Origin of the sequence: Clostridium sp. BJN0013, from assembly GCF_040939125.1 — a bacterium.
In the GTDB taxonomy this organism is placed as follows: Bacteria; Bacillota; Clostridia; order Clostridiales; family Clostridiaceae; genus Clostridium_B.
Window position 1 is genome coordinate 313,985 of record NZ_CP162495.1, and the last position, 19,681, is coordinate 333,665.

Sequence of the window (19,681 nt, forward strand, 5' to 3'; positions counted from 1 at the left end):
TTAAATAAACTATATCTTCTGTCTATGTATCTTCCATATGAAATCCATTAGGTTCTGAATCTCTAAATATTTCTTCTATATGCTAAAATATTTTATACCATAAGGGAATTGTCCTTTTGCCAACTTTTAATGAAAATTTTAATATTAAGAACCTGTCATCAATAGTCATATGTCAAATATTATAATTGCTTTATTGTTGTTATTTCGTTTTATATATTTTCTTAAAATTTCTTCAACAAAAAAACTATATAGATAATCTGGATTTATTGCTGAAGTTCTAAAAAATCTATATATTCTTTTTATCTTACTTTCCTCTCAGCTACCTAACTTTTATCTCTTTAATATTTATTTTTTGACCAGCGAAAGGTGGTCTATTTATCGTGTCCTCTTATGTTACAGGCTAAATATACTTTCTTTTTCAACCTTATTCCTTGGTTAATATCCTCTTTTAACTGTCCGTAAGTCAGGGGATTCTGGGGAATTTTAAAATCTGAGATGTATTATCTTCATAAGTTCAATGATCATGAAAGTTTAAAGAAATTCATTGAAATATGTAGACTATTATAATTATAACACTAGGTGATACCAGAAATGCTTAAATTGTATGGCATCATTGGAATATCGCGACTATCTTTCTAGCATACCGTTATAAAAAAATACTAGTCTTTTTGATTAACGATTTATACAAAAAATGGAAATGATACAATAAAGTAGATATCAAGATAAGAGAAAAATGTGAAAGGGTGCAGTTCGCTTTATCGATATTCTGACTATCTGTTTTACGTGTAATGTTAATTTTATATTATTAAATATTTATTGCCATATAAAATTTTAAATATACAGATTTAATGAGTAATTACTGAAAAATATAGCATTAATTTACTTAGATTGAAGAAAAATAAGCAATTTAGAGAAAAATCAAGCTTTTAGATTATATTTTTAGGGTATATAATTAAAGTTGTATGCTACAAAAGCTATGTATTTACATTAGCTGTAAAGGATTAAATGGTATTATAACTTTATTACATACCTTAGTAAAAGTATGTAATAAGCTTTTGAAATTTTCTATATTATGATAAAATGTGTTTAAAAATAGTAATCTAATTTTTAATATGTACTTATTTGTAAAGGGAGAAATTAATGGATAAAAATATTTTAGGCATGACAAAGATGGTATTTTTAATTAATGTACTAATAGGTATATTATTAGCAGGTTTATCACAGTTGTTTTTTAAAAGGTATGGATTATTTATTTTACTTGGAATATCTATAGCCATGTTTAATTTTTTTGTTAACAATATACTAGGTGGGGCAATGTTACATAAATTTAAAAATTCATCGGCATTTTTATATCTTATAGGCTTTATTATTAGAATTATGATTGCTACAGGGATAGGGTATATTACTTTTAGATACAATAAATATAATGCAATAGCATATTTGTTTGGCTATACTTGTAATCTATTAGGTATATACATATATTCAGTTTTTGAAAATAACAAAACATAAACTTATAATAATTTATAAAAGGGATGTGATGAAGTGGAACACTTTTCACCATTGTTTTCAATACATTTGGGATCATTTGAGATTCCTATAACTTCTAGTGTTGTGGTACAATGGGGTATCATTTTAATTTTAGCTGTTTTAGCAAAGTTTTTTACAAGAAATATGCAAAAACTGCCAGATAGAAGACAGAATGTTATTGAGATAATTGTTGAGGCAGTACAAAATCTAGTTAAGAATAATATGGGAAAAGAATACATATCATTTGTACCATATGTAGGAACTCTTGCAATATATATATTGGTAATGAATATTGCACCAGTAATTATAGGATTAAAAGCTCCTACGGAAGATTTGAGTGTTGCATTAGGTTTAGCACTTATAACTTTTGTGTTGGTTCAGTCTAATGCCATTAAAAAAACTGGATTGAAAAATTATTTTATAGGTTATACTAAGCCAGTTATAATGTTATTGCCCCTTAATATTATAGAGAGATTAGTTCTTCCAGTGTCTTTAAGTCTCCGACTATTTGGAAACTTAACTGTCGGAGCTGTAATTATTGGAATAGTATATAAAGGATTAGGAAATATTGCATGGTTTTCACAGCTTTTAATACCCATTCCTTTGCATGCTTTTTTTGACTTATTTGATGGGTCAATACAGATGATAGTATTTGTTATGTTAACAGTAATGAATATAAAAACCGTTGCTGAACACTAATATATATTTAATTTATTTTCAAGGAGGATTTTTTATTATGAATTTAGATTCACAATCATTTATATCAGGTATGGCAGCTATAGGAGCAGGATTAGCAGCTATAGGATGCTTAGGTGGAGGTATTGGAATTGGTATCGCCACAGGAAAGGCAGTTGAAGGTGTTTCAAGACAGCCAGAGGCAAGTGGTAAGATATTAAGTATGTTCTTTGTAAGTGCAGCTTTATCAGAGGTAACAGCTATTTATTCTTTATTAATAGCTCTTATTTTAGCATTTAAAGTTTGATTTTATTTTATACCTCACCAAATTTAAACATACATTTTAGAGGGGAGGATTGAAGTTTAACATGCAAGTTGATTGGGTTACAGTTGTTATGACAATAATAAATTTTATTGTATTATACATTATTTTAAGACATTTCTTTTTTAGACCTGTTGATAATCTACTTACAAATAGACAGCAGGAAATTGATTCTAAAATTAAAAATGCCTATGAAAATGAAAAGAGGTCTAAAGAGTTAGTTACTAAACATGAGGCATTATTGAAAGGTTCAAGAGAAGAGGGTAAAAATATTGTTGAGGGCTATAAAAATAGAGCAGAAGAAATCTCGGAAAATGTGTTAAGTGAAGCACGTAAAGAAGCACAGTTAATACTAGACAGGGCAAAGAATGAAGCTGACAGGGAAAGAGAAAAAGCCCAGGATGACATAAAAAATCAAGTGGTAGATTTAGCTATTTTAGTGTCATTAAAAGCATTAGAAGGATCTATTGATGAAGAACAACATAGAAAACTTATTAAGGACTTTATAGCTAAGGTAGGTATCTAAAAATATGTATGAATATTTAGATAGAAGATACGCTCTTGCACTTTATAAGATTGCAGAGGAAAAAGGAAAAGTTGAAGAATATTTAGAAGAATTAAAAGATGTCGCAGATATTATAAATAATGATGTTGAATTTTTAGAATTTATAGAGCATCCTGAAATTAGTACTTCCACAAAGAAAAAAACATTTATAAATATTTTTGAAGGTAAAATAAATGAAGATATACTTTCGTTTTTATTACTGCTTATTGATAAAGGAAGAATTAATCAACTGTATAGTAAGCTTAAAGAAATGGGAAAGATATATCTTGAAAATCATAATACAGTTATTGCTACAGTAAAAACTGTTATTCCTTTAGAAGATGATGAGAGGGAAACTCTAACTGAAAAATTAAAGAAAAAGTTTAATAAAGAAGTTTTGATTAAAGAAGAGTTAGATCCTAAAATAATAGGTGGGGTTTATGTAGAGGTAAATAATGTGGTTATTGATGGAACTATAAAATCAAAGCTTTCTGAAATGAAAAAAATAATGCTTAAAGGAGAACAGAGGTGAGCTTATGAACGTAAAGCCTGAAGAGATAACTTCAATTATAAAAAGTCAAATAGAAAAATATGAAAAGAAAATAGAGACAGTTGATTCAGGTACAATAATTCAAATTGGTGATGGTATTGCTAGAGTTTATGGTCTTAATAGGTGTATGGCAGGAGAACTTTTAGAGTTCCCTAATGATGTTTATGGTATGGCTCTAAATCTTGAACAAGATAATGTAGGATGTGTTCTTTTGGGTTCTCAGGAGGGAATAAAGGAAGGGAATACAGTAAAGAGAACAGGTAAAGTTGTGGAAGTGCCTGTAGGAGAAAATATCATAGGAAGAGTTGTAAATTCATTAGGACATCCCATTGATGGTAAAGGTGCTATTAATACCACTGAAACGAGAGCTATAGAGCTTGTGGCACCAGGGGTTATAACCAGGCAGGCAGTTAAGCAACCTTTGCAAACAGGAATAAAAGCCATAGATGCTATGATACCAATTGGAAGAGGACAAAGAGAACTTATAATAGGGGATAGGCAGACTGGTAAAACTGCTATTGCCATGGATACCATAATAAATCAAAAGGGAAAAGATGTAATATGTATTTATGTAGCTATAGGACAAAAACAATCTACAGTAGCACATATAGTGAATAATCTGATAGAAACGAATGCCATGGATTATACTATAGTGGTATCTGCCTCTGCTTCTGAATCAGCACCACTTCAATATATTGCTCCTTATGCAGGCTGTTCCATGGGAGAATATTTTATGAATAAAGGAAAAGATGTGCTTATAGTATATGATGATTTATCTAAGCATGCAGTGGCATATAGGGCTATGTCTCTATTACTTCGAAGACCACCGGGAAGGGAAGCATATCCGGGAGATGTTTTCTATCTCCATTCAAGGCTTTTAGAAAGAGCTGCGAAACTTTCAGATAAGTTAGGAGGAGGGTCACTTACAGCACTGCCCATAATAGAAACATTGGCAGGAGATGTTACCGCATATATACCAACTAATGTTATTTCTATAACGGATGGCCAGATATTTTTAGAAACAGAACTTTTTTATTCCGGGCAAAGGCCTGCTATAAATGCGGGTATATCTGTATCTAGAGTTGGAGGTAATGCACAAATTAAAGCCATGAAGCAAGTAGCAGGTACCCTTAGAATAGATTTGGCACAATATAGAGAGCTTGCATCTTTTGCACAATTTGGCTCTGATTTGGATAAGGAATCAAAGAGAACTCTTGAAAAAGGTAAGAGATTAACGGAAATATTAAAGCAGTCTCAATATAAGCCAATGGCTGTGGAAAAACAAGTAATGATATTGTTTGCAGCCAGCAGAAATTACATAATGGATATACCGGTAGAAAGAATATCAGAATTTGAAGAAGAATTTCTTGATTATATGGATACCCATCATAGAGAAATAGGAGATGAAATAAAGGAAAAACAAGTCATATCTGATGAATTAAGTGATAAACTTGGAAATGCTATAGAAGAATTCAAAAAAATATTTTTAATAGAGGGATAGTTGTTTTTATCTCAGGGAGGTGAAATATGGCAGGGGCAGGACTTGTTACAATTAAAAGAAGAATTAAATCAATAACTAGCACTCAGAAAATAACTAAGGCCATGGGACTTATTGCCACCTCTAAACTTAGAAAAGTGAGAAGAAAACTTGAGGCAAATAATAAGTATTGCGAACTTTTTAGTTCTATTGTAAATGAATTGGTGATAGAAGCTGAACAAAATAATATTTATATAAAGGGTAATAAGAGTGATAAAAAATTATATATAGCTTTGAATTCTGATACAGGATTGTGTGGAGGATTTAATGCTAATGTGGTAAACGAGTTAAGTGCCATAAGGTCAAAAGAGAAGGAAGATTTTCTTTTAATAACCATAGGGCAAAAAGGAAAGATGTATTTTACAAGACTTGATTATAATATAGAATCAGAATACATAGATATTCCAGATGTTCCTACAATAAAAGAAACGGATGATGTAGTATATAAAGCCTTAGAACTTTATAAAAGTGGCAAGGTTGGAGAAGTTAATATAGTGTTTACTAAATTTATTTCAACTATTAAACAAAATGTAATTGTTGAAAAATTGCTTCCGTTGGAAGTTAAGAAAATGGAAAAAAGAAATTTTATTGTAAAATTTGAACCATCTGCGGATGAAATGATAGAAGATATAGTAGAACTTCATTTAAAGCAAAAAGTACTTAATTGCATGATAAACTCAAAGGTTAGTGAACAATCTTCTAGAATGACAGCAATGGATGGGGCTACCAAAAATGCAAATGATCTGTTAGATGAACTAAATCTTCAATATAATAGAGAGAGGCAAACTGCTATAACGCAGGAAATAACTGAAATAGTTGGAGGAGCAGAAGCTCTAAAGTAAGGAGGGATGTTCATGCCCAATATAGGCAAAGTAGTTCAGGTCATAGGACCTGTAGTGGATATAAAATTTGATGAAGAAAACCTTCCAGATATATATAACGCCATAAGTATAGAATCGGGAAATATAAAAATTATTACGGAAGTAGCACAACATTTAGGCGATGATATAGTAAGGACTATATCTATGGAAAGTACAGATGGGTTAATGCGAGGTATGGATGCTTTAGATACTGGAGCACCTATATCCGTGCCTGTAGGGAAACCGGTTTTAGGAAGACTTTTCAACATGCTAGGGCAACCTATTGATGAAAGTGGAGAGATAAAAACAGATGAATATTCTCCTATTCATAGACCAGCACCAAGTTTTGAAGAGCAATCTGTTAAACCTGAAATGTTTGAAACAGGTATAAAAGTTATTGATCTTATTGCACCATATCAAAAAGGTGGAAAAATAGGATTGTTTGGCGGAGCAGGTGTGGGAAAAACAGTTATTATACAAGAACTTATAAACAATATAGCAAAAGAACATGGTGGATTATCTGTTTTTACAGGAGTAGGAGAAAGAACCAGAGAAGGTAATGACTTATATTATGAAATGCAAGAATCTGGAGTTATAAATAAAACTGCCCTAGTATTTGGGCAGATGAATGAACCACCGGGTGCAAGAATGAGAGTTGCACTTACAGGACTTACTATGGCAGAACATTTTAGAGATGAAGGGCAGGATGTACTTTTATTTATAGATAATATATTCAGGTTCACTCAAGCGGGTTCAGAAGTTTCGGCACTACTCGGAAGAATACCTAGTGCTGTTGGATATCAACCAACGCTTGCTACAGAAATGGGATCTTTACAGGAAAGAATAACTTCTACGAAACATGGCTCTATCACATCTGTTCAAGCAGTATATGTTCCAGCGGATGATTTAACTGATCCGGCACCAGCAACAACTTTTACACATCTTGATGCCACTACGGTGCTTTCAAGGTCTATATCAGAAATTGGTATTTATCCTGCAGTTGATCCTTTAGCCTCAACATCAAGAATACTTGACCCTAGAATTGTAGGGGAGGAACATTATAAAGTAGCTTCAGATGTTAAACATATACTTGAAAGATATAGCGAACTTCAAGATATTATAGCAATTTTAGGTGTAGATGAACTTTCAGAAGAAGATAGATTGGTGGTTATAAGAGCAAGAAGAATACAGAGATTTTTGTCACAGCCATTTTCTGTGGCAGAACAATTTACAGGATATGAAGGGAAATATGTACCTGTAAAAGAAACTATAAGGGGTTTTAAAGAAATACTTGAAGGTAAGTACGATGATTTACCAGAGACAGCTTTCTTATTTAAAGGTAGCATAGATGAAGTTGTTGAGTCTGCTAAAAATATAGTAAAAAATTAAATGTATGTTAAAAAGGATAAAGTGTAGATACTTTAAAAAGGAGAATTAATATGGCAGAAGTTCTGAAATTAACTATCCTTACTCCTGATAGAGAATTCTATAAAGGAGAGGTATTAGAAGTAATAACAGAGAGCATTCAAGGTAATATAACTATTCTTCCGGGACATATGCCTTTAATTACTACTTTAAAATCCACAGATACTCGCATTGTCGAAAAGGACGGCAAGGAATTAAAGGCATTTACCTCAAATGGGATGTTGGAAATAAAAAATGATGAATTAAAAATCTTATGTGATGTTTGTGAATGGCCGGAGGAAATAGACTTGAAAAGAGCAGAAGAGGCTAAAAAAAGGGCAGAACAAAGATTGGCCCATAAAGATGCAATAGATGTGAAGAGAGCACAGTTAGCATTAAACAGGGCCTTGGCTAGAATTAATTTACTGAAATAATCCAGTAATTTAGATTATTTTAGTAAATTAAAAAACACTATCAAGATCACTATAACAGGTGATAATCTTGATAGTGTTTTTTTATATTAAATATGCACATTCTATTATGTAAATTTATATATTAATATAAGGCCCTCCTTATAGAATTCTTATTTTTTGGAAACAGTAATTAATCTATTATTTCTAAACTTTAGTAAAAATAATATAAAATAAAAGCTTTTACGAATAGTAATAAAAAAGTTGTCCATAATTTCTAAAATAAGGGTAAGGAGGTGAAAAGTTCTGTATAATATATCGCAGGACTATATTATATGAAGAAACGAGGAATAATATTCTTTTTACTGATATATTTAATATCTTTTCAATGTTATTTGGAAGTACCAGTAAATGGCTGTTATAATAAACGAATATTTCAGAAAGGGTATAGTACTTCTTTAGAAAAAGTAGATTTATTTAAAGATATATTGGATAGAACTCACAGTCATCCTACAGAATGTGGAGGAATGTTGGTTTTTACTACTACAAACTATGGGGAAAAAACAGCAAATGAGATATTCACAAAATTAGATGAGTATTATAAATTAAATAAGAAAGTATGTAAGAATAATCAAATGTATTCTGTAGATTTTAATAATAGCTATATTGAAGGTTATATACAAAGTGTGAAATATGAAGATTATAATATTATAACGATTAACGTTATACAAAAAAGTAATGTATATGAATTAAAAAATATAAAAAACAATTTAAATGAATGTGTTCCAAAAGAAGCAAAAAAATGCAGATATTTTCAATATGTTAAGGCAAAAGTTGAATATGGAAAGGTTGAAGCTTTAAATAAACAGATAAAAGAAATTTTAGAATATTGGGATGCATGTAATATCAAAACTGTAGCCTTACAAGAAGGATATACTAATACTGCATATACCCATAGATATGAAAGTATACAAAGCAATGGAGATCTAATAGATTTTAATTATGCTGTTATGAAATATGATATGGAAACTTATATAATTATGGGAACTCCAGAGATAATGACTGCATATTAATAATATATACTATTGAATTATAATGGAATTTTAATTTGCAACATAAGTACTGTCTTTTTCATATTATTGTTTTTTAAAAATAATTGTCTGCTAGGATGAACTGTCTTACATAATATTTTGTTAATAAAATCCTACATGATAGAAAAACTATCAAAGGAGCTTATTTCTTTAATTTTAAGTGAAATGAGATTACCATCTTTGACTTGTAATTTACTTTGATACTATTTAACTTAAAAATAAATAGTGCCTCTCGTTAAAAAATGGTCATTGAATTGGTAAAAATTAATTAACATATCAGCAATTATAGAATGGAGGAACACTATGAATAAGATAGTAATCAAAGGAGGAAGTAACCTCCATGGGGAAGTTAACATCAGTGCTGCTAAAAATTCAGTATTACCTATTATAGCGGCTTCCATTTTAAGTGGGGATAAGTGCATTATAGATAATGTTCCTATGTTAGAGGATGTTTTTGTAATAAGTAATATATTAAAAAGTATATATGCAGATGTAATTATAGATAAGAATTTAAATAAGATTATTATAGATACTTCTAATATAAGTTATTGTGATCCCTGTAGTGAACTAGTGAAAAAAATGAGGGCATCATTTTTAATAATGGGACCTATGATATCAAGATTTGGAGGATTTAAATTATGTCTTCCTGGAGGATGTAATATTGGAACTAGGCCAATAGACTTGCATTTAAAAGGGTTTGCGGCTCTTGGTGCAAAGGTAAATGTAGAACATGGATTTGTAGAAGCAAAAGCTAAAAAATTAATAGGAAATAAAATATATTTGGATTTTCCATCAGTAGGCGCTACAGAAAATATAATGATGGCAGCAGTGACTGCTGAAGGAGAGACTATAATAGAAAATGCAGCGGAAGAACCGGAGATAAAAGATCTGGCAGACTTTTTGAATAGTATGGGTGCAAATATAACTGGTGCAGGGTCTAGGGCTATTCATATAAAAGGAGTAAAAAATTTGAAAGGTAGTAGTCATAGTCCAATATGTGACAGGATAGAGTCAGGAACATTTATGGTAGCTGCAGCCATAACTAAGAGCAAGATTAGAATAAATGGTATAAATGAGGAATATTTAAAGCCTATAATTGCTAAACTTACAGAGGCTGGGGTATATATAAAATGTGAAGGAAATAGTTTAATTGTAGATGGGAATAGAGAGTTAAATCCTATAGATATTAAGACTATGCCTTATCCAGGATTTCCTACGGATATGCAATCACAAGTAACTGGTTTATTAAGTACAGTTAAAGGTACAAGTATTATAACTGAAACCATTTTTGAAAATAGATTTATGCATGTAATGGAAATGAAAAGAATGGGAGCAAATATAAAGATAGATGGAAGAAGTGCAGTCATAGAAGGAGTTGATAAGCTTACAGGAGCAGAAGTAAAAGCTACAGATCTTAGAGCTGGTGCTGCACTTATACTTTGTGGGCTAGCGGCAGAAGGAAAAACAGAAGTTACAGATGTATATCATATAGATAGAGGATATGTAGATATTGAAAAAAAGCTAAAAGCATTGGGCGCTGATATTGAAAGAATAAATGAATAATTTTTATGTTATTAGTAGAAAAAAGAAGAAAAGTAAAATAAAAATTTTCTTCTTTTTTATTGTTCAAAGATTTTCATTGGAATAATTTAAATGCTAATGTAATAAGGATATATTAAGTCATAATACGGGAGAACAAAATGAAAAGATGTATTACAAACTTTTTCAAAAAACTTATTATTTTAGTATCTATGAGTACAGCATTTATAGTATTACTTTCTTTGGGCATAAACGGCATGAAAATTAGCCAATACACTATACCAGAATTTTTAATGAGATCCATAAATAAAAGCTATAATTATAATCCGCAGTATATAAAAGTATATATAAGTGAAGAAAATAAAATAGAAAAAATGACCTTGGAAGAATACGTAATAGGAGTTGTAGCAGCTGAAATGCCAGCGGAATTTTCGGAAGAAGCAATTAAGGCTCAAGCTGTAGCAGCTAGAACCTTTGGGGCAGCCCATATGGAGATATATGGAGGGAAAAAATATAAAAGTAATACTGGAGCAGACGTATGTGATACAGTTAAATGTCAAGTATTCACAAATAAAGAGGAAAGAATGAAAAACTGGCCTGAATCTGAGAGAAATGAATATTGGGATAAAATAGTAAATGCAGTAGAAGCTACTTCAGGACAGATATTAACCTATAAAAATAAACTGGTTATGGAACCTTATTATTTTGCGGTAAGTGGGGGTAGGACAGAAAATGCAGTAGATGTGTTTGGAAAGGGAGAAGAATATTTAAAGAGTGTAGAAAGCCCTGGGGAAGAAGATGCATCTAAGTATAAAACTTCTATACAATTATCCTATACTAATTTTATAAATAAAATAAATTCTCAATATCCTAATTCGAGATTGTCCGTAAAAAATTTATCTGATCAAGTATGTATAGAATCTAGAAATGAAGGAGGGTCTGTTAAAGAAATTAAATTAGGATCAATTACTATATCTGGAGCAAAATTTAGAACTATTATGTCATTAAATTCTTCAGATTTTAATATTTATTTTAAAGACAATATTATTATTGAGTGTATTGGATATGGGCATAGAGTGGGAATGAGTCAGTGGGGAGCAAATGCCATGGCAAAACAGGGTAAAACTTATAAAGAAATATTAGCCCATTATTACAATAAAACAGAGCTTCAAAATTTAGAAATATTTCGCAATAAATAAAGTTTATCTAAAGCTCAGATAATAAAGAGATAAAATGAAATTTCATTTTGTCTCTTTATTATTTTTTATAAAAAATATAAAGAAAAAATTATAAAATATGTATTTTTTGTTATTGTCTGGACAAACTACAAAAAGGAGGTGTTCATATGGACAGAAAAATTTTTAGTAGAGCATTTAACTTTTTGAAAAAGGAGGGCTTTTATATAATACTGTTTGTTTGTCTTTGCGTTGTAGCAACAGTTGCAGTAATAACTGCTAGAAATAATAAAAATCAGAGTGCTGAGTTACAGAAAAGTGTAAGCTTAGAGCAAAAACAAACCAAAGAAACAGCCCAGACAGATGAGAAGCCTTCTTCCAGTTATGATAATGCTCTCCAAGTAAAAAAGAGTGAAGAAACAAATAGTAATGAATCCGAAGAAACTTCAAAAAGTGTATCTAGTTCAGTTAGTACTTCTTTTCAAAAACCAGTGGAAGGAAATATTGCAAGAGCATATTCAGAAGATCCAGTATATTGGGATTCTACAGGTACCTATAGACCTAATTTGGGATATGATATACAAACAGAGTTGGGGAAACCTGTATTTGCAGCTATGGATGGAAAAGTAGAAGAAGTGAATAAAGCAACTCAGGATGGAGTAGAAGTTATTATAGATCATCAAAATGGATTAAAAACTATTTATTCTAACTTGGATCCTAATGTTGAAGTTAGTGTCGGTCAAACATTAAAAAAAGGAACTGCTATAGGAATAGTAGGAAAAAGTACATTAAGAGCAGCATATGAGAAATATGGAGATCATTTGCATTTTGCAGTTCTAAAAGGCAATGAGTTTGTAAATCCAGCTAAATATATAAAATATTAATATTAGGCCATTTCTTACTATTTTATGGGGAAATGGCCAACACACCATGAATTTAAAAATGTTAATGAGCATATTTATAAATATAGGGGGGACGAGCAACTGTGAAAGATTATGAGAGTAATGAGTATATTTAGAAGTTTTTATTTATTGCGGTCAAGTGTATAAAGGAGTTGAATAAATTTGAAAGATTACATTGAAGAAAGAGTTTTAGAAGTTGCCAAATATATAATAGGTTCTAAAGCTACTATAAGAAAAACCGCTAAAGTTTTTGGAGTAAGTAAAAGTACTATACACAAAGATATGACAGAAAGATTACCAAAGATAAATCCGCAAATTGCCCAGGAAGCTAAAAATATATTGGATTATAACAAGGCAGAAAGGCATATAAGAGGCGGAAAAGCTACAAAAATGAAATATAAAGCTATTGAGGGGTAAAAACATTCCCATTATAATTAGAATGTGATATGATAATAAATATGATAAGTTTATATTTTTATTGTGAAAAGCTAGTAAGATTAGGAGTGAAAGAGGAATGTTTTTTAATATAGGAACTGATATGGGTATAGATTTAGGCACGGCTACGGTACTTGTTTACATTAAAGGTAGAGGGGTAATTTTAAAAGAACCTTCAGTTGTTGCTATAGATAAGACTAGAGATAAAGTGCTTGCCGTGGGAGAAGAAGCATGGCAAATGATAGGGAGAACACCAGGAAATATTGTTGCTATTCGTCCACTAAGGGATGGAGTTATATCTGATTATGATGTAACAGAAAAGATGTTAAAGTATTTTATAGGTAAGGCTTGTGGGAAAAAAAGAATGTCAGCACCTAGAATAGTAGTATGTGTTCCTTGTGAATCTACTGAAGTTGAAAAGAGAGCTGTAATTGATGCAGCTAAAAATGCAGGTGCAAAAAAGGTGTTTTTGATTGAAGAACCATTAGCTGCAGCCATTGGTGCAGGAATTGACATAACTAAAGCTAGTGGTAATATGGTAATAGATATAGGGGGAGGAACTACGGATGTGGCAGTGATTTCTTTAGGAGGAATAGTTGTAAGATCCTCTATAAAAATAGCAGGAGATAAGTTTGACGAAGCTATAATGAAATATATCAGAAAAGAACATAAATTAATGATTGGAGAAAGAACTTCAGAGGATTTAAAAATAAATATAGGTTCTGCCTTTGACAGAGAAGAAGAAGTGACTATGGAAATAAGGGGAAGAGATTTGGTTACAGGACTTCCTAAAAATATAACAGTGTCCTCAGAAGAAATGAGAATAGCATTAAAGGAAATTGTAAATTCTATAGCGGATACAACTCATGCAGTATTAGAGAAAACTCCACCAGAATTAGCAGCGGATATAGCTGAAAAAGGTATTTTTATGACTGGTGGAGGATCATTATTAAATGGACTAAGTGATTTAATAAGAGAAATTACAAAAGTACCTGTTTATGTGGTTGAAGATCCTATATCCTGTGTGGCTTTAGGTACAGGCAAAGTTCTTGAATATTTAGATAAAATGGAAGTTTTCTTTACTGGTGATGATATAACATTAATAGATTAACTATATGGAATAAATATATTTTTAAGATATTAAAAGAGCAAACTCTAACTTATTGTACTGTAAATTAAACTTATTTAAGTTAGTTTTTTTGTTGTATAGGCTTAAGATAATATATTGTTATAATATAAATAATATGAATGAATTAATGAATAAAGTATTACTTCAGCCATATTTAAAATTAAATTCAGACGAATATTACTAGAGTTACTAAAGAGATTTTCATTTTCATTTGAATCAACTATGCCTATTATTGAATAATCTCCTACATTTGGAAGAGACTTTCCTACGCCTTTACCAGGATGAACAGGGAAATCCCTTGCTTGAATTTCTCCTATGGTTTCTGGATTCCCTAAACAAGCATCTATCCCTATAATAGTACTATAGGGATGAATTAACTTTATTTGTTTTAATTTATCTTCTATATTTAAAGCATGTATAGGATCTGAAATTGTACCGTAAGTAGGTAAAGGAAAGTGTTTGCATTTTAGTAGACTACCTACTAAAGGACCTAAACAGTCTCCTATATATCTATCTGTACCAATACATACAATAATAGTATCTTTATTAATGTAATTCTTTAGAAAGTAGGCAAGTTCATGGTAGGACACAGGATTTTTATAATTGACTTTTACTCTATTCATATATTCACCTTCCTTTATGTATAACCTTATAAATGTTTTTATCCGAAGGCAAGCAATTAGCTAACACTCCCATCTTCTTCAAAGTGAGGGGATGAGTACACTATGCCCTTGGATAAGTTCTTCTAGGGTTCAGATGGAGGAAAGCGTTCCTTATGAGTAAACTCTACCTAAACCTAAGAATTACTTGATAGAGAACATTATATATAATGTATATGATGAGAACGGGTAAAATATTAAATTTCAACCATATACATATGATTTTTAAAGGGATCTAAAGAAATATGGAGTAATAAACCTTTAATATTATATTATACGGGTATAGTAGGTTTGAAAATAAATGAATGAGAATGTATACTAATCTACGTTAGGTATGTGTGTTTATATTCTATAAAGATACATAGTCTGGGAATGAGCTGGCATAGCTCAGCAGGTAGAGCAACTGACTTGTAATCAGTAGGTCGTGGGTTCGAAGCCTACTGCCAGCACCAGATTCGGAGGAATTCCCGAGTGGCCAAAGGGGGCAGACTGTAAATCTGTTGTCAGTGACTTCGATGGTTCGAATCCATCTTCCTCCACCATAAAAATTGGGCGCATAGCTCAGCTGGGAGAGCATCTGCCTTACAAGCAGGGGGTCACAGGTTCGATCCCTGTTGTGCCCACCACATCATTTAATAATAAAATAAGCTGGCATAGCTCAGCAGGTAGAGCAACTGACTTGTAATCAGTAGGTCGTGGGTTCGAAGCCTACTGCCAGCACCAAATGCGGAGGAATTCCCGAGTGGCTAAAGGGGGCAGACTGTAAATCTGTTGTCAGTGACTTCGATGGTTCGAATCCATCTTCCTCCACCATAAAAGGCACTTTTAGGTGTTTTTTATTTTACTTAATTTGTTATTTTCATAACCAAGAAAATTCATTATATAAAAGCTCTTATCAAGAGAGGTGGAGGGAAAAGGCCCTGTGAAGCCCGGCAACCAGTGTGTGGTCACCAAGGTGCCAATTCCGGCAGTTAAAAGTCTGCAAGATAAGAGAGTAGTTAATTTATTTAACCTCTTCTTACTGAAGTGGTTTTTTATTTTATATAGGGAGGTATTAAGAATGAGAAGACTTTTTACATCTGAATCAGTTACAGAAGGACATCCTGATAAAATGTGCGATCAAATTTCAGATGCTATTTTAGATGCTATTTTAGAACGGGATCCCCAGGGGAGAGTGGCATGTGAAACTGCAACTACTACAGGTATGGTTTTAGTTATGGGAGAAATATCTACCAATTGTTACATTGATATTCCTAAAGTAGTTAGGAAAACTATAAGGGAAATAGGGTACACTAGAGCTAAATATGGATTTGATTGTGATACTTGCGCTGTGTTGAGTTCAATTGACGAACAATCATTAGATATAGCTATGGGAGTTGATAAATCCTTAGAAGCCAAAGTAGGTAAAATGGAAAAAGTAGATGCTATAGGAGCTGGAGATCAAGGTATGATGTTTGGATTTGCAACAAACGAAACTCCAGAATATATGCCTATGCCTATAAACTTAGCCCATAAACTTTCAAAGAGGTTGTCACAAGTCAGAAAAGAAAGTATATTGAATTATTTAAGACCGGATGGAAAAACACAGGTTACTATAGAATATGCGGATAATAAACCAATTAGAGTTGATACAATAGTAGTATCTACACAGCATGATGAATTTGTGACCAGGGAGCAAATTGAAAAAGATATAATAGATAATGTTATAAAACCTATTGTATCACCAGAATTTTTAGATTCTAATACTAAATATTTTATAAATCCAACAGGGAGGTTCGTAGTTGGAGGTCCTCAGGGAGATTCTGGACTTACGGGAAGAAAGATAATAGTTGATACATACGGCGGTTACGGAAGACATGGCGGCGGGGCATTTTCAGGAAAAGATCCTACTAAAGTCGATAGATCTGCTGCTTATGCTGCTAGGTGGGTGGCTAAGAATTTAGTCGCTGCTGGAGTTGCTGACAAGCTAGAAATACAAATTGCTTATGCCATAGGTGTAGCAGAACCTGTATCAATAAGTGTAGATACTTTTGGCACACAAAAGATATCAGAAGAGAGGATAATTGATATAGTAAATAGAGTATTTGATTTAAAGCCAGCAGCTATAATAAGAGACCTAGACTTAAGAAGACCTATATATAGGCAAGTTGCAGCTTATGGACATTTTGGAAGAACTGATATAGATTTACCTTGGGAAAGGTTAAATAAAGTTAATGATATAAAAGGTTATTTTTAATAATAAAAGAACTCTGTATTGTATTATGCGGAGTTCTTTTATTTTAATTGTTTTTAATAGATACTCAGTTAAGTATGTTAGTATATTTTACATAATACGTCCTCAATAGAACCCACATGGCAATGACAGCATTACCATCAAAGGAAGCTGATTCTTTGTATTATATAAAATACTTAATACATATTTATTTTTTGGGATTTAATATGTCCTCTATGTCATTAGCTGATAGATCATAATAGTAGTAATTTTTATAAAATTCTTTTACCTTTTGCTTAATATCTAAATCATTAAATAAGTCGGGATGGAGATTTTTGGCTAGCCATAAAGGTTGTAATGCACCTTCTGCACTTCTTACAGACCATAAATATACTCCTTTAGGATTAAGATAAACTTGTTTATTTTTTACAGCTGTTAGAGATTGCCACTGATTTGAACTGCTTGTGTCCATGATATAATCGTAAGTGTTTTTACTTGTGGCTATAATCACATCTGGCTGATTTTTGTATAGAAACTCAAAATCAACACTGGTACCTTCATTGCTAGTGCTAGATTCTTTAGAAATATTTTCTGAAGCTATATTTATACCTCCAGCAGCCTCTATGTAGGAAGTATTTATGTCATTGGAACCAATTGTGGTAAGTGACCCTTTTGGGGTACCACTGGCAACAAATACTTTAACTTTTTCACTAGACTTAGTTTTGTCACTAACATATTTTATATTATTATCATAGTATTCATTAAATTTTTTAGCTTTCTCTTCACCGCTTTCTCCAAGTACTTTTCCAACCATAGTAATAGTATTTTTTATATCTTCAGGAGTTTCTAATTTTAGTCCTAGAAAAGCTATATTAGCTTTTTGTAGTCTTTCTTGTTCAGTTTGAGTAAATGTACCAAAAACTACTTGTGAGTTTGCTTTAAGTAAAGTCTCCATGTTTAAAGTTCCAGGGCCTGAACCTGTGTAGGCAGCGGGAATTTCTGTTATCCTAGGATAAACTTTAGGAAAAAAACCTGTTTGAACCCCTTGGGCTGTTGCCACCAATTTATCTGCTCCACCAAGTATTAAAACTATCTGATTCAAAGCTCCAGATGCAGCTATTCTAGTAATCTCATAGGGTATTGTGACTGTTTTACCAGTACCATCAACTATTTTTCTTGTTGAGGATGTTGAATTCTCTTGCTTGGTGGATGTACTATTTTTTTTATTTCCACAGCCTGTACTAATAATTGACATGAGCATAACTGTAATTACTATAAATAAAATTAAAATTTTTGAATTTGTTTTTTTCATATTAGCTCTCCTTTATTATTTTATTGTAATATCTTTTTGATTTATAATCCTCTTAATATGCAGGAAAAAATATCTTCTATAAAAGCTAGCCTTCCTTCATATCCAACATAACTTTTATTGAGTATCAACCTATCTGAAATAGGAAGACTTATAGAAATGAAATATCCTTTCAACTTAGAAGCAATTATTGAATCCCAGCTGCTGCCTATAATTAAAGGAATTAAATCTTCAATTTTTTCCTTGATACTTTTAATAATTTTTTCTCCATCATTTACGAAGGTAATTGCTGAAGATATTTCACTAGTTATATTTTTAAAACTGTTTTCTATCTTATCTCTGTATTTATAAGGGGGATCATCTACTATATATTGGCATCCTGGTATCATACCCAATTCTTTTACTAAAAATCTGGTAATTCCAGATATATATGTAGACTTTCCAATAGTAAAGAAACGTTGTGGGAAGGTGCTGTCATAACGAGTTAACATTTCAGTTAATCTTTCCATTAGCCAATTTGCAATATATTTGCTGAAACGGTCAGCAGAAATTAATAGAGTACCTTGTGCACTTCCCATTTTTTCTAAACACTCATAATCTGTATAGCAAGAGATATGATTCCACTTAACGGGTATTTTATTAAGTATTTCTTTTATATCATCATTACTACTAAAATTAATAACATTATAAAATTTTCCCTCTTTATGGGTAGTTCTTATGAGTTTATTCAAGCCTCCGGCTTTTTTGAAGTTAAATCCAGAACCCCATGCCTTAGAATTGTAAAGTTTGCAGGTAATTGTGATTAAAGGAATTGAATAATTATCCTGGATAGAATCAATAACATTTTGTATATCCATCTCTGTGATATTGCTGCTAATTAACTTTGCATTTTCAATAGGCAAACCGCGTTTTTTTAATCCTATTTTAAATTTAAGATTAAAATCCACAAATGATGATGCGCATCCCAAAGGTGAGTGAATAATTACTACATTACCTTTTATTGTAGAAAGAATATTTGAAATAATAGGTGACTGACATTCTGCACATTGCATAAAAGTTAGATTGTGTGTATTATTATGTTCTAATTTTTCTTTGTACATAGATACCCCCTTTTGAGATTTTAAAATATATACTTCAAATAATAACTTAATAATATATAACATATTATTTATAAGTTTATTATTGTAATGATTCATTATGTTTCATGTAATTTTATTATGTTTAGCATAATTTTGTGTTTATTATAATATAAGAAAAATTATATTTCAATAATTTTTTCAATATTTTATTGATAATTTATTATTTATAATGCCTTTTATTTTCGTATATGATATTTTTATTATATAATTTTTTTGAATTTTACTTTGGAGAGTTTTTAGATTATTTTTTGTAAAATGCTAT

The 19,681-nt window shown here is 31.2% G+C and carries 19 protein-coding genes, 5 tRNA genes and 1 riboswitch; of the genes, 21 read left to right on the forward strand and 3 right to left on the reverse strand.

Features of this window, described 5'->3' with window-relative positions; genetic code table 11:
• Positions 1-1,140 precede the first annotated feature (1,140 nt).
• The 15 genes from AB3K27_RS01725 (at position 1,141) to AB3K27_RS01795 (ending at position 14,082) form a co-directional block, all read left to right on the forward strand.
• A complete protein-coding gene (locus tag AB3K27_RS01725; RefSeq protein WP_368489546.1) occupies positions 1,141-1,509 on the forward strand; it encodes an ATP synthase subunit I in 369 nt (122 codons plus the stop codon).
• 33 nt (positions 1,510-1,542) lie between these two features.
• Positions 1,543-2,226, forward strand: a complete 684-nt coding sequence (locus AB3K27_RS01730) for a F0F1 ATP synthase subunit A (protein WP_368489547.1) — start codon at positions 1,543-1,545, stop codon at positions 2,224-2,226.
• Between the two features lie 37 nt (positions 2,227-2,263).
• Positions 2,264-2,509: an ATP synthase F0 subunit C gene (atpE, locus tag AB3K27_RS01735; RefSeq protein ID WP_012104011.1), complete on the forward strand. Its 246-nt coding sequence runs from the start codon at positions 2,264-2,266 to the stop codon at positions 2,507-2,509.
• A 61-nt stretch (positions 2,510-2,570) separates the two neighbouring features.
• A complete protein-coding gene (locus AB3K27_RS01740) occupies positions 2,571-3,050 on the forward strand; it encodes a F0F1 ATP synthase subunit B (protein WP_368489548.1) in 480 nt (159 codons plus the stop codon).
• 4 nt (positions 3,051-3,054) lie between these two features.
• Entirely contained in the window at positions 3,055-3,600 is a 546-nt protein-coding gene (locus AB3K27_RS01745; protein WP_368489549.1) for a F0F1 ATP synthase subunit delta, read from the forward strand.
• A gap of 4 nt (positions 3,601-3,604) precedes the next feature.
• The gene (atpA, locus tag AB3K27_RS01750) at positions 3,605-5,119 is read left to right on the forward strand and encodes a F0F1 ATP synthase subunit alpha (protein ID WP_368489550.1); all 1,515 of its coding nucleotides are present in this window, start codon (positions 3,605-3,607) and stop codon (positions 5,117-5,119) included.
• Positions 5,120-5,145: 26 nt separating this feature from the next.
• Complete coding sequence (gene atpG / locus AB3K27_RS01755) at positions 5,146-5,997, forward strand: ATP synthase F1 subunit gamma (protein ID WP_368489551.1); 852 nt, start codon at positions 5,146-5,148, stop codon at positions 5,995-5,997.
• A gap of 12 nt (positions 5,998-6,009) precedes the next feature.
• Positions 6,010-7,404 (forward strand): F0F1 ATP synthase subunit beta, encoded by a 1,395-nt coding sequence (gene atpD / locus AB3K27_RS01760; protein ID WP_368489552.1) that lies wholly within the window; start codon positions 6,010-6,012, stop codon positions 7,402-7,404.
• A gap of 50 nt (positions 7,405-7,454) precedes the next feature.
• Positions 7,455-7,853 carry a F0F1 ATP synthase subunit epsilon gene (locus AB3K27_RS01765; RefSeq protein ID WP_368489553.1) on the forward strand — a complete coding sequence of 133 codons (399 nt, stop codon included), beginning with the start codon at positions 7,455-7,457 and terminating at the stop codon, positions 7,851-7,853.
• Positions 7,854-8,164: 311 nt separating this feature from the next.
• Positions 8,165-8,902 (forward strand): hypothetical protein, encoded by a 738-nt coding sequence (locus AB3K27_RS01770; protein WP_368489554.1) that lies wholly within the window; start codon positions 8,165-8,167, stop codon positions 8,900-8,902.
• A 321-nt stretch (positions 8,903-9,223) separates the two neighbouring features.
• Positions 9,224-10,483: a UDP-N-acetylglucosamine 1-carboxyvinyltransferase gene (murA, locus tag AB3K27_RS01775; protein ID WP_368489555.1), complete on the forward strand. Its 1,260-nt coding sequence runs from the start codon at positions 9,224-9,226 to the stop codon at positions 10,481-10,483.
• A gap of 137 nt (positions 10,484-10,620) precedes the next feature.
• A complete protein-coding gene (gene spoIID, locus AB3K27_RS01780; protein WP_368489556.1) occupies positions 10,621-11,658 on the forward strand; it encodes a stage II sporulation protein D in 1,038 nt (345 codons plus the stop codon).
• A gap of 146 nt (positions 11,659-11,804) precedes the next feature.
• Complete coding sequence (locus AB3K27_RS01785) at positions 11,805-12,518, forward strand: peptidoglycan DD-metalloendopeptidase family protein (RefSeq protein WP_368489557.1); 714 nt, start codon at positions 11,805-11,807, stop codon at positions 12,516-12,518.
• Positions 12,519-12,698: 180 nt separating this feature from the next.
• On the forward strand, positions 12,699-12,953 hold the full coding sequence (spoIIID, locus tag AB3K27_RS01790; RefSeq protein ID WP_012104000.1) for a sporulation transcriptional regulator SpoIIID: 255 nt from the start codon (positions 12,699-12,701) through the stop codon (positions 12,951-12,953).
• 97 nt (positions 12,954-13,050) lie between these two features.
• Positions 13,051-14,082, forward strand: a complete 1,032-nt coding sequence (locus tag AB3K27_RS01795) for a rod shape-determining protein (RefSeq protein ID WP_368489558.1) — start codon at positions 13,051-13,053, stop codon at positions 14,080-14,082.
• A 101-nt stretch (positions 14,083-14,183) separates the two neighbouring features.
• Here the strand turns inward: AB3K27_RS01795 and yyaC are convergent, their stop codons facing one another.
• Complete coding sequence (yyaC, locus tag AB3K27_RS01800) at positions 14,184-14,723, reverse strand: spore protease YyaC (protein WP_368489559.1); 540 nt, start codon at positions 14,721-14,723, stop codon at positions 14,184-14,186.
• A gap of 412 nt (positions 14,724-15,135) precedes the next feature.
• Here yyaC and AB3K27_RS01805 point away from each other — a divergent pair.
• The 6 genes from AB3K27_RS01805 (at position 15,136) to metK (ending at position 16,995) form a co-directional block, all read left to right on the forward strand.
• Positions 15,136-15,211: transfer RNA gene (locus AB3K27_RS01805), tRNA-Thr, on the forward strand.
• Between the two features lie 5 nt (positions 15,212-15,216).
• Positions 15,217-15,301: transfer RNA gene (locus AB3K27_RS01810), tRNA-Tyr, on the forward strand.
• 8 nt (positions 15,302-15,309) lie between these two features.
• A tRNA-Val gene (locus AB3K27_RS01815) sits at positions 15,310-15,385 on the forward strand.
• 21 nt (positions 15,386-15,406) lie between these two features.
• Positions 15,407-15,482: transfer RNA gene (locus tag AB3K27_RS01820), tRNA-Thr, on the forward strand.
• Between the two features lie 5 nt (positions 15,483-15,487).
• Positions 15,488-15,572, forward strand: a tRNA-Tyr gene (locus AB3K27_RS01825).
• Positions 15,573-15,648: 76 nt separating this feature from the next.
• Positions 15,649-15,752, forward strand: a riboswitch (SAM riboswitch).
• A gap of 67 nt (positions 15,753-15,819) precedes the next feature.
• Complete coding sequence (gene metK, locus AB3K27_RS01830) at positions 15,820-16,995, forward strand: methionine adenosyltransferase (protein WP_368489560.1); 1,176 nt, start codon at positions 15,820-15,822, stop codon at positions 16,993-16,995.
• Positions 16,996-17,179: 184 nt separating this feature from the next.
• On the opposite strand, the gene AB3K27_RS01835 is transcribed toward metK, so the two are convergent.
• Positions 17,180-18,283 (reverse strand): ABC transporter substrate-binding protein, encoded by a 1,104-nt coding sequence (locus AB3K27_RS01835; protein WP_368489561.1) that lies wholly within the window; start codon positions 18,281-18,283, stop codon positions 17,180-17,182.
• 41 nt (positions 18,284-18,324) lie between these two features.
• Positions 18,325-19,380, reverse strand: coding sequence for a nitrogenase component 1 (locus AB3K27_RS01840; protein WP_368489562.1), 1,056 nt, complete (start codon positions 19,378-19,380; stop codon positions 18,325-18,327).
• Between the last annotated feature and the right edge of the window lie 301 nt (positions 19,381-19,681).

Bases quoted from the DNA above. Each gene is read 5' to 3' on its own strand.
- atpE (WP_012104011.1), top strand. From the start codon at position 2,264: ATGAATTTAGATTCACAATCATTTATATCAGGTATGGCAGCTATAGGA.
- AB3K27_RS01840 (WP_368489562.1), bottom strand. From the start codon at position 19,380: ATGTACAAAGAAAAATTAGAACATAATAATACACACAATCTAACTTTT.
- murA (WP_368489555.1), top strand. From the start codon at position 9,224: ATGAATAAGATAGTAATCAAAGGAGGAAGTAACCTCCATGGGGAAGTT.
- atpG (WP_368489551.1), top strand. From the start codon at position 5,146: ATGGCAGGGGCAGGACTTGTTACAATTAAAAGAAGAATTAAATCAATA.
- AB3K27_RS01740 (WP_368489548.1), top strand. From the start codon at position 2,571: ATGCAAGTTGATTGGGTTACAGTTGTTATGACAATAATAAATTTTATT.
- AB3K27_RS01835 (WP_368489561.1), bottom strand. From the start codon at position 18,283: ATGAAAAAAACAAATTCAAAAATTTTAATTTTATTTATAGTAATTACA.
- atpA (WP_368489550.1), top strand. From the start codon at position 3,605: ATGAACGTAAAGCCTGAAGAGATAACTTCAATTATAAAAAGTCAAATA.
- AB3K27_RS01785 (WP_368489557.1), top strand. From the start codon at position 11,805: ATGGACAGAAAAATTTTTAGTAGAGCATTTAACTTTTTGAAAAAGGAG.
- yyaC (WP_368489559.1), bottom strand. From the start codon at position 14,723: ATGAATAGAGTAAAAGTCAATTATAAAAATCCTGTGTCCTACCATGAA.
- atpD (WP_368489552.1), top strand. From the start codon at position 6,010: ATGCCCAATATAGGCAAAGTAGTTCAGGTCATAGGACCTGTAGTGGAT.
- AB3K27_RS01770 (WP_368489554.1), top strand. From the start codon at position 8,165: ATGAAGAAACGAGGAATAATATTCTTTTTACTGATATATTTAATATCT.
- AB3K27_RS01795 (WP_368489558.1), top strand. From the start codon at position 13,051: ATGTTTTTTAATATAGGAACTGATATGGGTATAGATTTAGGCACGGCT.
- spoIID (WP_368489556.1), top strand. From the start codon at position 10,621: ATGAAAAGATGTATTACAAACTTTTTCAAAAAACTTATTATTTTAGTA.
- AB3K27_RS01745 (WP_368489549.1), top strand. From the start codon at position 3,055: ATGTATGAATATTTAGATAGAAGATACGCTCTTGCACTTTATAAGATT.
- metK (WP_368489560.1), top strand. From the start codon at position 15,820: ATGAGAAGACTTTTTACATCTGAATCAGTTACAGAAGGACATCCTGAT.
- AB3K27_RS01725 (WP_368489546.1), top strand. From the start codon at position 1,141: ATGGATAAAAATATTTTAGGCATGACAAAGATGGTATTTTTAATTAAT.
- AB3K27_RS01765 (WP_368489553.1), top strand. From the start codon at position 7,455: ATGGCAGAAGTTCTGAAATTAACTATCCTTACTCCTGATAGAGAATTC.